This window comes from Streptomyces sp. 4N509B (assembly GCF_052245655.1).
Classification (GTDB): domain Bacteria; phylum Actinomycetota; class Actinomycetes; order Streptomycetales; family Streptomycetaceae; genus Streptomyces.
The window spans coordinates 27,426-42,636 of the sequence record NZ_JBQQBZ010000010.1 but is presented as its reverse complement, the minus strand read 5'-3'; the positions used below and the strand labels follow the sequence as shown (position 1 = coordinate 42,636).

The following is a 15,211-nucleotide window of genomic DNA, read 5'->3' as shown; positions in this document are numbered from 1 at the left end:
GTGGGCGTGAACGCTCGGTGCCGACTCCTCACATCCACTCAGCAAAACTACGAAAGGACAACATGAGGGTACATATCAGACAAGCATAGGTGACGCACCACGCGGAACGAGCAGCGCGCGGGCGCCCCGCCGGAGCCGCCGTCACGAACGCCGACCGACGGACGGTCAGCCGACGGGCGGTCAGCCGACGGGACGGCGCGGGTGGCGCTACGCTGCCGTGTCGTGCAGGGAACGCGCCTCGACACCGCCCGGATCCGGGCGGCTCGCCGGGTGATCGACCCGGTCTTCCTCGACACCCCGCTCTACCGCTGCGAGGCGCTGGAGCCCCTCCTCGGGTGCGCGGTGAGCGTCAAGCTCGAAACGGCGAACCCGGTCCGCAGCTTCAAGGCACGCGGCACCGAGGTGGTCGCGAGCCGGCTCGCCGACCGCGGTGCGCGAGCCGTGGTCTGCGCCAGCGCCGGCAACCTCGGCCAAGCCCTGGCCTGGTCGGGTCGGCGCCGGGGCCTGGACGTCACCGTCGTGGCGTCCCGCTCCGCGCCGTCGGCCAAGCTCGACCGCATCCGCGCGCTCGGCGCCCGCCTGGAGCTGGTGGACGGCGACTTCGACGTGGCGCGCGAGCGGGCCGCGGCCGTGGCGCGGCGGGACGGCATCCGGCTGGTCGAGGACAGCCTGGACATCGAGACCTGCGAGGGCGCGGCGACCATCGGCCTGGAACTGGTGGAGACCACGCCGCCGTTCGACGCCGTCCTGGTCGCGCTCGGCGGCGGGGCGCTGGCCACGGGCGTGGGGCACGTGGTGAAGGCCCGAGCGCCCGACGTCGAGGTGATCTGCGTCCAGCCGCTCGGCGCGCCGGCGATGACACACTCCTGGCGCCGTCGGCGCGTCGTCACCACCGACTCGACCGACACCATCGCGGACGGCGTCGCCGGCCGACGGCCCATCCCGGCCGTCCTGGACGACCTCCTCCTCGTCGCCGACGACGCCGTGCTGGTCCGGGAGGAGTCGATCACCGCCGGCATGCGACTGCTCCTCGACCACGCCGGCCTCGTCGTCGAGCCGTCGGCCGCGCTCGGCGTCGCGGCGGTCCTGGAGGACCGCGACCGGTTCGCCGGCCGACACGTCGTCACCATCGTCTGCGGCAGCAACGTGGACGTGGCCGCCTATCACCGCTGGGTCGGCGCGGCCGGCCGTCACAGCGCGTGACCGCGCTCCACGCGCCGGGACCGATCCGTCCCCTCCCCCGCCGCCTCGGGCTCTCCCTCCCGCGACGCGGCGCGGCAGCGTTGGACCTCCTCGGCCACGTGCTCCATGAACCACCGCATGATCTCGTAGGGGATGACGTGCTCGACGGGGCTGTGGAGGCGGATCGTCGGCTCCAGCGCGGGGTCCTCGTCGGGTACCACCGCCACCAGGAAAGGGTCCCCGGGAAGGTGCCTCGCCGCGTCCGGTGTCTCGGCCCAGGCGGCCGGCGCGGGTACGGCCTCGCTCAGTTCCACGCACCACGCGTCGGTTGGCAGGGAGTAGTGGAACTGGACGGCGTAGTGACGGCCTGCGTGAGCGCGCACTTCTGACATGCCCGCAGCCTGCCACGCCCCCTGTGGCGAAGCCTCCGAGCGTTCCGGTCCACGCGCGCCGCCGGTGCCCCGCCCTTCGTCTCCGACGGTGCGGGCGTCGCCAGTGTCCTGGTTTCGTCACGTTTCCAGCCCCGGTGCGGAGAACCCGTTCACGCGTGCGATGATCAACCGGCCGTAACGAGGTAACGCGAGGGGAAGCACGATGAGAGTAAGGACGCGACGTCTGCGGATGGCAGGGGTGGCGGCGGCCGGCCTGCTGGCGCTGACCGCCTGCGGCAGCGAGGAGGAACCCTCCTCGGAGGGCACGGGCGGCCAGGAGAGCACCGAGGGCGCCAGCGGGGAGAACGGCGGCGGTGAGGAGGCCGACGGCGAGTCGCTCGCGAGTCTGTCCCCGGAGGAGATCGCGGACCGCGCCCAGCGGGCGCTGCAGTCCGCCACCTCGATGCGCGTGACGACGCTGGGAGACCCCGGGGCGCTCGGCATAGGCCTCGACCTCCACATGGACCAGGGCGGCTCCTGCGCGGGCTCCGTCACCCAGCCGGGCGCGGGCTCGATCGAGCTGCTCGTGCGTGAGGACGACGAGGTCTGGATGAAGCCGGACACCGAGTTCTGGCAGTCGCAGCTCGGAGTCGCGGACACGGGCGTGATCAGCCTGCTCGACGGCAGCTACCTGTACGGCCACACCAGTGACCCCGAGCTGTCGCAGATGGCCGGGACGTGCTCGCTGACGGCGATGCAGTCGAGCATCGAGTCCGACGACGGCTCCGGCGGTCCGGACGAGGTCGGCCCCGAGACCGAGTACAACGGCGTCCCCGCCATCACCATCTCCGGTCCCGACGCCGAGGGCAACGAGGTGACGATGCTCGTGGCCACGGAGGGGGAGCCCTACCCCCTGCTGGTCCGCACCATGACGGACGGCACCGAGAGCGAGATCGAGCTGAGCCAGTTCAACGAGCCGGTCGCGATCGAGGAGCCGCCGGCCGAGCAGGTTCTGAACATCGCCGACTTCCGCACCGGCAACATCGAGCCCTGACGGCGCGTCCGACTCCACGGGGTCGGAACCGGGCCCGGCTGATCGAGACCGCTCGACAGCCGGGCCGTCGCCGTTTCGCGTGCCGCACCGCGCGCCCGGAGGCCGGGTCCCGGCCCGGCGCGGACACGGACTGTCAGTGCCTGCGCGCAGAATACGGTCATGATCCAGACGCTTCCGCTGGCCCTGCCGGGCGCACTGGTGGACACCCACCGCATCGACCTGTCCGCGCTCTACTCCACGGGCTGGGGCGTCGAGGCCCACGACGTCGCCGTCGCGCCGAACGGCGAGGTGTACGCCCTGTACGGGGTCCACCGGTACACCCACGGCGTGGCCGACGACGAGGCCGACCCGGCGACGGCCAACCTCGGGTACCGGATCATCACGCGGTACGCCGCGGACGGCGAGGTGCTGGCCAGCGCGGTGTGCTGCCCGTCCGACGGTGACGGGGACGACTCGGCCGTGGTCAACGGCGGCGAGATGACGCTGTGCGTGTTGCCGGACGGCACCCTGGCCATCAGTGCCCGCCCGGACTGCACCACCCTGGTCGCGCCGGACCTCGGCCAGGTCCTTGCCGCCTACGACTCCAACGATCGGCGTCCTTTCGAGAAGTTCACCCCGGGCGACGCCTTCGCCAGCTCGATCAGCGTCACTCCCTCGGGCCGTCTGCTGTGCGTGACGACCGAGTACGGGGTCTGGAAGTACGGCAACACGCTGGCCAACGTCGTCGGAGTGGCCGACGGCCCCCTGACCCCCGCCTCCAAGCCGGTGATCGAGGCGATAGCCTCGCTCGACCCGGCGCCGACCCGCTACGGCGAGGACGACCGGCGCGACCACGTCCGGTACCAGGGCGATCCGGTCGGCTTCGACCACCGGCCCCGGCCGGCCCTGACCGAGCGGCTGGCCGGCGAGGACCGCCTCGCGGGGTGGCGGGACTCGCGGCTGGGCCGGCCCGTGCCGCTGGCCGACGACCTGTTCGTTCTCCCCGTCTACGGCCGCACCTTCCGCGGTGGGAGCCGCGGCCGTCCGTTCGTCTTCGCCCTCGTCGACGACCAGGGAGCCATGACAGGACGCCTCGGCGGTATGGACGCCTGGGACGACAGCCCGTTCACCGGCTTCTGCTTCAACGTGGCCTCGGACCCGCACCGAGGCCGTGCCTTCCACCTGAACCGCTACGGGCTGTACGCCTGGGACAGCTCCGGGACGTTGCGCGCCCGGCTGGGCACCGATACCAAGACGTTCAAGCCGCTCAGCCGCTTCACGCTGGCCACCTGCTCACCCGCCGGTGAACTGCTGCTGGTCCACACCACACAGCACCTCGTCCTGCGCGTGCCGACCCCCGACGACCTCGCCGACCTCGCACCCGCCGTCGAGCAGGCGCTGCGCACCTACGCCAGGCAGCGCACCGCTCTGAAGTCACGGTGGTCACCCGTCAACTGGCACTGGACGCACACGACGACGGTCCACCACCTCTGACGGGTGCCCCGCCGCGCGCCCTCCCGGCCGCGAGCCCGCCGACGCGGCCGGCGGTGTCACCGTGACCCTGCCGTGGGCCAGTTCCAGGCGGGTGCCGGTGAACGTGGCGCGCAGGCGACGGTCGTGTGTGACCACGACCAGGGCGCCCTGGTAGGAGGCCAGCGCCTCCTCCAGTTGCTCCGCGAGCATCGGCGACAGGTGGTTGGTCGGCTCGTCGAGCAGGAGCAGGTCCACGGGTTCGCTCACCAGCCGTGCCAGCGCGATCCGGCGCCGCTGCCCGTGGGACAGCTCCCCGAGGCGCAGCCCCAGGTCGCTGGGGCCGAACAGGCCGAGGGCGAGCAGGGCGTCCGCGTGCTCGTCCGGAGGCCCCGGGCGCCCGTGCGCGTAGGCCTGCAACACGGTTCGGTGTGCCGCGCCGGCCCGCCCGTCCTGCCGGCGGGCCCCGCTGCGGACGGCTCCCGGCGGGGCCTCGGTGACGTCGGTGCCGGCGGTGGTGCCTGGGGCGGTGCCGGAGGGGTCATCCGGTTCGCCGGGCTCGTCCTGTCGGAAGTAGCCGACCCGGCCGGACCGCCGCACCGCGCCCGCGTCCGGCAGCAGCTCTCCGGCGAGCACCCGCATCAGCGTGGTCTTGCCCGCTCCGTTCGGGCCGGTGACGAGCAGCCTGTCACCGGCGCGCACGGTCAGCGACTCGACACCGAGCCGTCCCGCCACCACCACGCCGTCGAGCGCGGCCACCACCTCCCCGGCGGCGGCGCCCGCGGTGGCGGGGACGGTGGCAAAGCGCAGCGGCTCGGGTGGCGGCGGCGCGGGGTGGTCGGCGAGCCACCGCAGCCGCTGCTGGGACTGCCGCACGCGGCCGGCGGCTCCGTGGGTGCGCGAGCGCGCCCGCCAGGCGCCGGTGCCCATGCCCGCCTTGGCCGTCCCGCGCGGGATGGCGGCCAGTCGGCCCGCGTTGGCCGCCACCAGCGTGGCGTGCCGGTCCCGCTCCGCCCGCCACTCCTCGTGGGCCCGTGCCTGTGCGGCGCGTTCGGCGGCCCTGGCGGCGAGGTAGCCGGCGTAGCCGTCGCCGTAGCGGCGCACCCGCCCGTCGGCCACCTCGAGGATGGCGGTGGTCACCCGCTCCAGGAACAACCGGTCGTGGGTGATCACCACGACCGTGCCCCGGTGGCTGAGCAGGCGCTGTTCGAGCCAGGCGGTGGCCTGGTCGTCCAGGTCGTTGGTCGGCTCGTCGAGCAGCAGCAGCTCGGGAGCTGACGCCAGCGTGGCGGCGAGGGCGAGTCGGGAGCGTTCGCCGCCGGACAGGGTGCCAAGCGGGCGGCTCCGGTCGAGTCCGGGCAGCCCGAGCCCGTGCAGCGCGACCTCCACGCGGAGGTCGGCCTCGTAGCCGCCCCGGGCCTCGAACCGCGCCGTCAGCTCCGCGTAGTCCTCCAGGCTCGCGGGCGGCTGCCGGCCCGCCGCGCCGAGCGAGCGTTCGGCCGCCCGCATCCGGGCCTCGAGCTCGCGCAGATCGGCCAGGGCGAGGTCGACGGCGTCGGCGACGGTGGCGTGCGAGGGCAGCGCGAGTGACTGCGGCAGGTGGCCGACGCCGCCGGGCGCGACGACCACCAGCTCGCCGTTGTCCGGGCGCTCGGCGCCCGCCATGAGCCTGAGCAGCGTGGACTTGCCCGACCCGTTGTCGCCGATGACCCCGATCCGCTCGCCGGGTCTGACGGTGTGCGACACCCGGTCCAGGACGACGCGGGTGCCGTAGCGCTTGGTGATCTGGTGGAGTGCCAGTTGGGCAGGGGTGCGCAGAGCACCCACCTCCTCGTGTCGGCGGGGACGTGACGGCGGGGTCGTGACGGGCTCGCCGGTCGGCCTCACGGCCTTCCGGTGGGAACGGCGCCACCTCCATGGCCAGCGCCTGGCTCAGCGCGCCAGCCGCAGGAGGCGGTCGGGGTGGGTGGCGGCCAGGTCCGTCAGCGGGCCGAGGTCACGCGCCGCCGCGACGACGCGGTCGCCGGCGGCGAGCGCCGCCTCGGCGCAGGCCCTGTCCAGACCCCTCGACGCGCCGGTGAGGAACCACACGCGGTTCCTCGTCATGCTCCCTCACTCCTCGCTCGTAGGCTCCCGCTCGAGACGAGACGGTCCGTCTCGCTTTGGACGAGCATGAGGGCACGGCACCCCTCATGTCAAGACGGACCGTCTCGTCTCGCTCGGTGTAGGCTCCCGCTCGTGCCCACCACCAGATCACCGAACCCCGGACGGCGCAGCGAGCGGTCCCGTCAGGCCATCCTCGCCGCGGCGCGCGAGCTGGTCCTCGAACTCGGCTACGCGAGGGTGACGATCGAAGCCATCGCCGCGCGGGCGGGAGTCGGAAAGCAGACCATCTACCGCTGGTGGCCGTCCAAGGGCGCGGTGGTCCTCGACTCGGTCCTCGCGCTCAGCGAGGGCGAGGAGGGCATCCGCCTGCCCGACACCGGGGACCTCGACACCGACCTCAGGTCCGTCATGCGGGCGACCGTCGCCGAGTTCGCCGACCCGGCGTTCGAGGCGCCCCTCCGGGCGCTGACCACGGAGATCGTCGACGACCCCGCCCTCGCCGCCCTGTACCGCGAGAAGCTGGCCGGGCCCGTCGACGAGGCCAAGAAGGAACGGCTGCGCAGCGCGCAGCGGGCGGGTCAGCTGAAAGCGGACGCCGACCTCGACCTGGTGCTCGAGGTGCTGTACGCCCCGCTCTTCCAGCGCTGGCTGCACCGCTCCGGGCCTCTCACCCCCGAGTACGCCGACGCCCTCGTCGACGTCACCCTCCGCGCGTTCGCACCCTGAGCGGCGTCGGGGAGCGCGCGTGGCCCCGCGGTGACGTCCCGGCCCCGGGCGCCGGGAGGTGGGGGTGTGCGGAGGGCCGCCACGGTGGCGTAGACTGGTCCACACGACGCGAGGTGGAGCAGCTCGGTAGCTCGCTGGGCTCATAACCCAGAGGTCGCAGGTTCAAATCCTGTCCTCGCTACGAGAGAGGCCCCGAGTCCCAACGGACTCGGGGCTTCGTCGTGTTCGCGCCCTGCCCGACGCGGACGCGGAGGCGGCGGAGCCGACAGACGGTCATGTCGTCGGGGGCGACACCGTCAGCCAGAGCGAGCCCGCCACGGTACCCCCGCGAGGACGGTGTGACCGTGAAGGACGAGGGCGACGTCTGGTGGCCGTGACACGAACCCTTCGTGGCGCGGAGGACGAGGCGCGCGTCATGTCGCCGGGTGGGGCAGCGGTGTCGCCGGCACGCGGGTGTTTTTCGATAGGGCGACGATACGCGCCGGCTCATAGCATCGAGAGCATGCGCGTGTTGATCGTCGAGGACGAACCGTATCTGGCGGAAGCCATCCGCGACGGCCTTCGCCTGGAGGCGATCGCCGCGGACATCGCCGGTGACGGCGGCACCGCCCTGGAGCTGCTGAGCGTCAACGCCTACGACATCGCCGTCCTCGACCGCGACATTCCCGGACCGTCCGGTGACGAGGTCGCCCGACACATCGTCGCCTCCGGCAGCGGCATGCCGATCCTGATGCTCACCGCCGCCGACCGCCTCGACGACAAGGTCTCCGGGTTCGGTCTCGGCGCCGACGACTATCTCACCAAGCCCTTCGAGCTCCGGGAGCTCGTGCTCCGGCTCAGGGCACTGGACCGCAGGCGCGCGCACAACAGACCGCCCGTGCGGGAGATTGCCGGTCTGCGCGTGGACCCGTTCCGCCGCGAGGTCTACCGGGACGGTCGCTACGTCGCGCTGACCAGGAAGCAGTTCGCCGTGCTCGAGGTCCTCGTCGCCGCCGAGGGGGGCGTCGTCAGCGCCGAGGAACTGCTGGAGCGGGCGTGGGACGAGAACGCCGACCCGTTCACCAACGCCGTGCGCATCACCGTCTCGGCCCTGCGCAAACGCCTCGGCGAACCCTGGATCATCACGACCCTGGCCGGCGTCGGCTACCGCATCGACACCGGGCCCGACGGCGGAGGCCGGGGAGGAGGCCGTGAGTAGCGCCGTGGCCGAGGCCGTGGACAGGCCCGTGGACCGAGCGCCCGGGATGAGCGTTCGCCTCAAGCTCACCCTCAGCTACGCCGGGTTCCTCATGCTCGCGGGCGTCATCCTGCTCGCCGCCGCGTCACTGGTGCTCCTGCGCTACCGACAGCTGGGGATCGACGCGCAGGGAAACCTGGAGATATCGCCTCAGGGCGCCTTCGCCCTGCGCGCCTTCTCCCCGGCGGCGGCCGCCGCCCTGGCGTTCCTGCTGGTCTTCGGCCTCCTGGGAGGGTGGCTCCTCGCCGGCCGCATGCTCGCCCCCCTGACCCGCATCACGGACGCCACGCGCAGGGCCACGAACGGATCGCTCTCCCACCGCGTCCTGCTCCCGGGCCGCAGAGACGAGCTGCGCGAGCTGGCCGACGCCTTCGACACGATGCTCGCGCGGCTGGAGGCACACGTCGCCGAGCAGCGGAGATTCGCGGCCAACGCCTCCCACGAGCTGCGCACCCCCCTCGCGATCTCCAAGACGCTTCTCGACGTGGCGCGGACCGATCCGAACCGCGACACGAGGGAGGTCATCGACCGCCTCCACGCCGTCAACGCCCGGGCGATCGACCTGACGGAGGCGCTGCTCGTGCTCAGCCGCGCCGACCAGCGGTCCTTCACCCGTGAACACGTCGACCTGTCCCTCGCGGCCGAGGAGGCCACCGAAACGCTCCTCCCGCTCGCGGAGAAGCGGGGCGTCACGATCGAGACCTCCGGCGACATCACTCCCACGACGCCCACGGTCGGATCGAGGGCCCTGCTGCTGCAGCTGACCACGAACCTCGTCCACAACGCGATCGTCCACAACCTGCCCGACCAGGGCACCGTGTGGGTGAACACCAGCGCCCGCCCCGGGGCGGTGGTGCTCACGGTCGAGAACACCGGCGAGCAGCTCACCCCCCAGCTGGTCTCGACACTCACCGAACCGTTCCAGCGCGGCACCGAGCGCATTCACACCGACCACGTGGGCGTCGGCCTCGGCCTGGCCATCGTCAGGACCATCACCCACGCACACGACGGAACACTCACCCTGACCCCGCGCCCCGCCGGCGGGATGCGCATCACGGTGGAACTGCCCTCGGCGACCCCGCACGCCGACGGCTGACGCGTCGGGAACCCGCGCGCCGCCGTCGCGGTCGGTCCGCGACGCGAACGCGGCCACTCACCGTGACGAGGCCGCCGCCACCGTCGGCGGGACGACCCCCCGATCACCCGGGCCTGCGGGCCGGCCGAGGTGCCGCCGTGGGCCGGACCCCGAGCGACCAGCAGGCTCCGGCACACCCAGCGCGGGATCTCCACGCTGTGGGCCCCAACCCGACTCGCTCCAGGGGGACTTGACGAGCTCGGTCGAGACCGGCCCGGAACGGCGCGGCAGGGCCTCCAGCCGGCTGTTTTTCTTATAGAGGGAAGTTCGATCGAATGTATTGCTGTAGGCGGAATTAGGTCGTAACTTGCAGGGCACCCACGTTCAAGCACAAAGGAGTCGCCATGAGCTGGTCCGAAACCACCTCTGTCACATCATGAGCCTCGAAGGGACCACAACGGTCACAAACGCTCCGCAGGGGGCAGCTCGGGTGCGTCTGACGGAGAGCTCCGGTCGCATGGCGCGCGTCCTCGGCCAACGCTGGGCGCGGGACCTCGGGCTGAAGATCGCCGGCGTGCTGGTGGTGCTGCTGGCGTTGGAGTTGTGTTCGCGCACCGGGCTGCTCTCCCGCGACTGGTTCCCGCCGATCACGGAGACCTACGCGGAGCTGTTCAAGCTCGCCGGTGGACACCCGCTCTGGACGGAGATAGGTCGCACGCTCAACGGCTGGGCCCTGGGACTGGCCCTGGCCACCCTGCTGGCCGTGCCCTGCGGCATCCTGCTGGGTTCCCATCCGACCGCCTACCGGATGGCCCGGGTGGTCATCGAGTTCTGCCGCCCCGTGCCCTCGGTGGCGCTGATCCCGCTGGCGGTCCTGGTCTACGGCGTCGGCCTGGAGATGAAGGTCTTCCTGATCGTCTTCGTCACCTTCTGGCCGATCCTGCTCCAGGTGATCTACGGGGTGCAGGACGTCGACCCGGTGGTGCGAGACACCGCCCGGTCCTACGGGCTGCCGCCGACCGCCCGGTTCCTCCGGGTCACCCTGCCGAGCGCCGCCCCCTACATCGCCACCGGTCTGCGGATCTCCTCCGCCATCGCGCTGGTGCTGGCGGTGACCGCGGAGCTGGTGGTGGGCGCGCCGGGGCTCGGGCAGTCGATCGTGGTGGCCCAGTCCAACGCCAACCTGCCGCGGATGTACGCCCTGATCATCGTCACGGGACTGGTCGGGTGGCTGCTCAACATCGCCTTCCAGTCCATCGAGCGCCGGCTGCTGCGGTGGCACCCGTCGCAACGCCAGGAGGTGGCCTAAGTGAACCGCCGTGTCCTCGGGCTCCTGCTGGAGCTCGCCCTGCCCGCGGCCCTGCTGGTCGGCTACGGCCTGTGGGCGGCCCAGGCGCAGAGCTTCTACTTCCCCCCGGTGGACGAGATCGTCCAGTACTTCCGCGAGCTGTGGCTCTTCGAGCGGGTGGGCAGCGACCTGGTGCCCTCGCTGCTGCGGATGTCGGCCGGCTACCTGGCCTCGGTCGCCGTCGGCGTGACGCTCGGCCTGGTGCTGGGGATGTCCCGGATGCTGCGCACCGCCGCCGAGCCGGTCGTGGAGTTCCTGCGGGCGCTGCCGGCGCCGGCGCTGATCCCGTTCTCCCTGCTGCTCTTCGGCTCCGGCGACAGCTCCAAGATCTTCGTGATCGTGCTGGGCGCGGTCTGGCCGATCCTGCTGAACACCATCGACGGGGTGCGGGCGGTCGACGGCCAGCAGCTGGACATGGCCCGCGCCTACCACGTCCCGCTGGGCGCCCGGGTGCTGCGGATCATCCTGCCGGGCGCGGCCCCGAGGATCTTCGCCGGCATGCGCACCTCGCTGGCCATCGCGATCATCCTGATGGTGGTCTCCGAGATGGTGGCCAGCAGCAACGGCCTCGGTTACTTCGTGCTGGAGCAGCAGCGCTCCTTCGCCATCCCGGAGATGTGGACCGGGATCATCCTGCTCGGGGTGCTGGGCTACGTCCTCAACTGGCTCTTCCAGCGCCTGGAACGGTGGGTGCTGGCCTGGCACTTCGGTCTCAAGGGCCTGGCCTCGCCGGCCGCCGCCACCCACACCAGAGCCGCCAAGCGGTCGGCGCGTTCCGCCGCCCCCTCGTCCGACGGAGAAGTCTGATGCTCAACGTTTCCCACCTGCGGAAGGTCTACGGCCCCGACCCGAACGCGGCGCCGGCCGTGGCGGACCTCAACTTCACCGTGGAGGACAAGGAGTTCGTCTGCATCCTGGGTTCCTCCGGGTGCGGCAAGACCACCATGCTGCGCTGCCTGTCCGGCCTGATCCCCTCCACCTCGGGCGAGATCACGCTGCGCGGCGAGCCGGTGACCGGTCCGCCCAAGGACATGGCCTTCGTCTTCCAGGACTACAGCCGCTCGCTGCTGCCCTGGATGACGGTCCGCCGCAACGTCGCCTTCCCGCTGCGCTACAAGGGAGTGGACCGGCGGGAGGCGGCGGCGCTGACCGACGAGGCGCTGGAGGCGGTCGGCCTGGCCGGCCGCGGCGACCGCTTCCCCTGGCAGCTCTCCGGGGGCATGCAGCAGCGGGTGGCCATCGCCAGGGCGCTGGCCTACCGGCCCAGGATCCTGCTGATGGACGAGCCGTTCGCCTCCGTGGACGCCCAGACCAGGTCGGGCCTTGAGGACCTGCTGCTCCAGGTCTGGGAGCGCTACGGGGTGACCGTGCTCTTCGTCACCCACGACATCGACGAGGCGGTCTACCTCGCCGACCGGGTGCTGGTGCTGCGCCCGCCGGCCAACGTGGGCCACGAGGTGACGGTGAACCTGCCGCGCCCCAGGGACCAGGTGCGCACCAAGGAGAACCCGGAGTTCGCCCGGCTGCGCGGCGAGCTGTTCGCCGCCATCGACGGCGGGGCGGTGGCGGCGTGAGGCGGCGGCGGGGCCGCAGGAGCGCGCTGGCCGGCGCGCTCGCCGGGCTGCTGCTGCTCGGCACGGCGGCCTGTAGCGACTACGGGGGCGACCTGTCGGGGGCCAACGTCTCCGGCGGCGGGGACGGCGACACCCTGGTGGTCTCGGAGACCGCGGGCGTGCCGTCCTCGTTCCTGGCCTACGGGGTGTCCCGGGGCTTCTTCTCCGACGAGGGCGTGGACCTCCGGGTGAGCCCGTCCAGCGGTGGCGCGAGCGTCATCCCCGCGCTGCTGAGCGGTGACATCGACATCGCCGGCTCCAACGTCGTCTCGGCGATGATCGCGATGGGGCGGCGGATGCCGATCCAGATGGTGGCGGCCGGCACCTCCACCGCCGAGGACCCGGCGGACGACTTCGCCTCGCTGGTGGTGCCGGAGGACAGCCCCATCACCTCGCCGGAGGACCTGGACGGGACCAGGATCGCGGTCAACTCCCTCCAGAACATCAACGACGTGGTGGTCAACTCGGTGCTGTCAGAGGCAGGGCTGTCCAACGACGACATCCGGTTCGTGGAGATGCCGCTGCCGGACATCCCGGCGGCGATCCAGCGCGGGGACGTCGACGCCGGCGTGCTGATCGAGCCGTTCGCCTCCATCGGCCGCTCGCAGGGCCTGCGGGTGCTCGCCAGCCCCTACGTCAACACGCGGCCCGGCCTGCAGATCGGCACCTACCTGATGACCTCGGAGCGGGTGGCCGACGATCCCGAGCTGGTGGCGGCGTTCCGGGCCGGCGTGGAGCGGACGGCGCGTTCGGTGGCGGAGGACCCGGAGTCCTTCCGCGAGGCGCTGCCCGAGATCAGCGACCTGTCCCCTGAGCTGGCCGGCCAGATGAACCTGCCGGTCTGGCACGGCCGCAACGACCGGGAGTCGATCGAGACCATCCACGCGGTGATGGTGGAGATCGGACTCACCGACGCCGAGTTGGACTACGACAGCGCGGTGGTGGACTGACACCCACCGCGCTCCCCCGGCCCCGTCCTCGGATCCCGAGGGCGGGGCCCTTCGCGTGGCGGGGTGCCGGGCCCTGGGCGCGGCCGCGCCCCGCCGTCCCGGCCCTGCTCGACGCCGGGTGGTGGTGGGGGTGGAGGGTGCCGACCGTCGTCGCGGTGCGGCCGAGGACCAGGAGAACGAGGAGAGGGGAGCAGGGTGTGGGGCCGAGGCCGGGCCGTCCCGCGCGGGCCGGCGATCGTCGCGGCCCGCGGTCGGCCACGGCAGGCGTCGGCCCGTGACCGGGTTGCGTGATCAGCGGGATCAGCGGGATCAGGTGGTGAGCTGCCCGCGCAGGGTCTCCTGGAGCTGGTCCCTGGCGACCAGCAGCCGCTCGGCCAGCTGTCCCGCCTGCTCCCTGGTGGCGAGGCGGTGCGCCGGGACCACGGCCGCCACCGAGGCCAGCGGGGTGCCGGCCCGGTCCCTGAGGACGGCGGCCACGGCCGAGATGCCCAGCTCGCCCTCCTCGATGTTGACCGCGTAGCCCAGCCGCCGGACCTCGGCCAACTCGGCGGCCAGCGTGTCCCACGCGGCGACCGAGAACTCGGTGCGGGTGGCCAGCTCGCCGTCCGCGAACCGCCGGGTGAGCTCGGACTCGGGCATGGCGGCCAGGATCGCCTTGCCGGCGGCGGTGCAGTGCGCCGGCAGCACCACCCCGGTGCGGTTGCCGACCCGGACCGCGCGAGGGCTCTCCACACAGTCGATGAACCGGACGTTGCGCCCCTCCAGCAACGAGAGGCTGACCGTCTCCTCGGTGCGGTCCCTGACCTCCTCCAGCACCGGCCTGGCGACCTGCCGGATGTCGACCCGGCCGATGGCGGCCAGCCCGATCTCGTTGAGCACGGGCCCCGGCCGATAGGCGGTGTTGGGCTTCTCCTGGAGCACGAAACCGCGCCGGCGCAGCGCGTTGAGCAGCCGGTGCGCGGTGGAGGGGGCGACCCCCAGCTCGACGGCGGCCTCCGAGACGCGCAACGCCTGCCGCTCCCCGATGAGTTCGAGAAGCCGCAGGGCGTTGTCCACCGAGCTGATGCCCGAACCGGCACCGTTCGACGGGGCGGTGGCCGGGCGCGCTCCAGGAACATCGTTCGACATAAAAGAATTCTAGCCCAGTTCTTTTCTGTTAAGGGGTCCCAGGCGGTAAGGGAGCGTTCGACCGCCCGGGACCCCGGCGCGGTCAGCCCTGCCGGACGGCGAGGGTCATCGCGCCCACTCCGGTGATCGAGGCGTGCACGGTGTCGCCCGGCTCGATGGCCCCCACTCCGGGCGGCGCGCCGGTGAAGATCAGGTCACCGGGGAGCAGCGTCATCATGTGGGAGGCGTAGGAGACGATCGCCGGCACGGGCGTCAACAGGTCCCGGGTGGTGACGTGTTGCCGCTTGCCGCCGTTGACGTCCAGCCAGATCTCCAGGGCGCCGGGGTCGCCGATCTCGTCGGCGGTGACCAGCACCGGGCCGAGCGGGCTGAAGGTGTCGTAGCTCTTGCGGCGGGAGCGGTCGGCCGCCGAGCGCACCGTGATGTCCAGCCCGAGCGTGTAGCCCAGGACGTGGTCCAACGCCTGCTCCCGCGGGATGTCGCGGCCGCCTCGACCCACCACGATCACCAGCTCCGACTCGTGGTGGATCTCCTGACCGGCGGCGACGATCTCCTCCGGGAGCACGATGTCGTCGGCGGGGCCGGAGAGCGAGGACGGCGACTTCAGGAAGACGTCGAAGTTCATCATCCAGGACTCGACGCCGCCCAGGGTGCGCTCCTGGACCCCGTGCATCTCGGCCACGTGGTCGGCGTAGTTGCACGCGCAGGCCACGATCTTGCTGGGGTTGACGGCGGGCGCCCGCAGGCGCACCTCGGCGAGCGGCCGCCCCTCGCCGGCCGCGGCGGCCGCGGCCAGGCGCGACCGCGCCTCGGGGAAGTCCCGGCACAGCCGGCGCCACCAGCCGGAGGTCAGCGGGTCCGGGTCGTGCGGCCAGCCCAACGCCTCGGTGACGTCGACCACCCGCGCCCGCTCCCCCGTTCCGTCCACCACGCCCAGGCGATGGTCGTCGAAGAGCGCCAGCTTCATGTCGT

General features: G+C 72.5%; 15 protein-coding genes and 1 tRNA gene. 11 read left to right on the top strand and 5 right to left on the bottom strand.

The window, feature by feature from the left end; translation table 11 throughout:
• The first annotated feature begins 222 nt into the window (after positions 1-222).
• A complete protein-coding gene (locus tag ACTWP5_RS12565) occupies positions 223-1,203 on the top strand; it encodes a threonine ammonia-lyase (RefSeq protein ID WP_443220956.1) in 981 nt (326 codons plus the stop codon).
• On the opposite strand, the gene ACTWP5_RS12560 is transcribed toward ACTWP5_RS12565, so the two are convergent.
• Positions 1,191-1,409 (bottom strand): hypothetical protein, encoded by a 219-nt coding sequence (locus ACTWP5_RS12560; RefSeq protein WP_443220955.1) that lies wholly within the window; start codon positions 1,407-1,409, stop codon positions 1,191-1,193. The two genes, ACTWP5_RS12565 and ACTWP5_RS12560, sit on opposite strands and share 13 nt — an antisense overlap.
• 394 nt (positions 1,410-1,803) lie before the next feature.
• Here ACTWP5_RS12560 and ACTWP5_RS12555 point away from each other — a divergent pair, with 394 nt between their 5' ends.
• Together ACTWP5_RS12555 and ACTWP5_RS12550 are read left to right on the top strand one after the other, a co-directional pair.
• Positions 1,804-2,607 carry a hypothetical protein gene (locus ACTWP5_RS12555; protein ID WP_443220954.1) on the top strand — a complete coding sequence of 268 codons (804 nt, stop codon included), beginning with the start codon at positions 1,804-1,806 and terminating at the stop codon, positions 2,605-2,607.
• Positions 2,608-2,766: 159 nt separating this feature from the next.
• Positions 2,767-4,080: a hypothetical protein gene (locus ACTWP5_RS12550; RefSeq protein WP_443220953.1), complete on the top strand. Its 1,314-nt coding sequence runs from the start codon at positions 2,767-2,769 to the stop codon at positions 4,078-4,080.
• Here the strand turns inward: ACTWP5_RS12550 and ACTWP5_RS12545 are convergent.
• Positions 4,030-5,874: an ABC-F family ATP-binding cassette domain-containing protein gene (locus ACTWP5_RS12545; protein ID WP_443221060.1), complete on the bottom strand. Its 1,845-nt coding sequence runs from the start codon at positions 5,872-5,874 to the stop codon at positions 4,030-4,032. The two genes, ACTWP5_RS12550 and ACTWP5_RS12545, sit on opposite strands and share 51 nt — an antisense overlap.
• A 114-nt stretch (positions 5,875-5,988) precedes the next feature.
• Positions 5,989-6,162, bottom strand: a complete 174-nt coding sequence (locus ACTWP5_RS12540) for a hypothetical protein (protein ID WP_443220952.1) — start codon at positions 6,160-6,162, stop codon at positions 5,989-5,991.
• Positions 6,163-6,294: 132 nt separating this feature from the next.
• Between ACTWP5_RS12540 and ACTWP5_RS12535 the strand changes: the two genes are divergently transcribed.
• The 8 genes from ACTWP5_RS12535 (at position 6,295) to ACTWP5_RS12500 (ending at position 13,111) form a co-directional block, all read left to right on the top strand.
• A complete protein-coding gene (locus ACTWP5_RS12535; protein WP_443220951.1) occupies positions 6,295-6,888 on the top strand; it encodes a TetR/AcrR family transcriptional regulator in 594 nt (197 codons plus the stop codon).
• Between the two features lie 107 nt (positions 6,889-6,995).
• A tRNA-Met gene (locus ACTWP5_RS12530) sits at positions 6,996-7,069 on the top strand.
• Between the two features lie 321 nt (positions 7,070-7,390).
• Entirely contained in the window at positions 7,391-8,086 is a 696-nt protein-coding gene (locus ACTWP5_RS12525; RefSeq protein ID WP_443220950.1) for a response regulator transcription factor, read from the top strand.
• Positions 8,087-8,114: 28 nt separating this feature from the next.
• Positions 8,115-9,221: a sensor histidine kinase gene (locus ACTWP5_RS12520; RefSeq protein ID WP_443221059.1), complete on the top strand. Its 1,107-nt coding sequence runs from the start codon at positions 8,115-8,117 to the stop codon at positions 9,219-9,221.
• A gap of 496 nt (positions 9,222-9,717) precedes the next feature.
• A complete protein-coding gene (locus tag ACTWP5_RS12515) occupies positions 9,718-10,509 on the top strand; it encodes an ABC transporter permease (RefSeq protein ID WP_443220949.1) in 792 nt (263 codons plus the stop codon).
• Positions 10,510-11,355 carry an ABC transporter permease gene (locus ACTWP5_RS12510; protein ID WP_443220948.1) on the top strand — a complete coding sequence of 282 codons (846 nt, stop codon included), beginning with the start codon at positions 10,510-10,512 and terminating at the stop codon, positions 11,353-11,355.
• Positions 11,355-12,122 (top strand): ABC transporter ATP-binding protein, encoded by a 768-nt coding sequence (locus ACTWP5_RS12505; protein ID WP_443220947.1) that lies wholly within the window; start codon positions 11,355-11,357, stop codon positions 12,120-12,122. The genes ACTWP5_RS12510 and ACTWP5_RS12505 overlap by 1 nt, the downstream gene beginning before the upstream one ends.
• A complete protein-coding gene (locus ACTWP5_RS12500) occupies positions 12,119-13,111 on the top strand; it encodes an ABC transporter substrate-binding protein (protein WP_443220946.1) in 993 nt (330 codons plus the stop codon). The genes ACTWP5_RS12505 and ACTWP5_RS12500 overlap by 4 nt, the downstream gene beginning before the upstream one ends.
• Before the next feature lie 309 nt (positions 13,112-13,420).
• Here ACTWP5_RS12500 and ACTWP5_RS12495 read toward each other — a convergent pair whose 3' ends face one another.
• Both ACTWP5_RS12495 and ACTWP5_RS12490 read right to left on the bottom strand, forming a co-directional pair.
• Positions 13,421-14,239, bottom strand: coding sequence for an IclR family transcriptional regulator (locus ACTWP5_RS12495; RefSeq protein ID WP_443220945.1), 819 nt, complete (start codon positions 14,237-14,239; stop codon positions 13,421-13,423).
• A gap of 82 nt (positions 14,240-14,321) precedes the next feature.
• Positions 14,322-15,206 carry a fumarylacetoacetate hydrolase family protein gene (locus ACTWP5_RS12490; RefSeq protein ID WP_443220944.1) on the bottom strand — a complete coding sequence of 295 codons (885 nt, stop codon included), beginning with the start codon at positions 15,204-15,206 and terminating at the stop codon, positions 14,322-14,324.
• Positions 15,207-15,211: the final 5 nt, after the last annotated feature.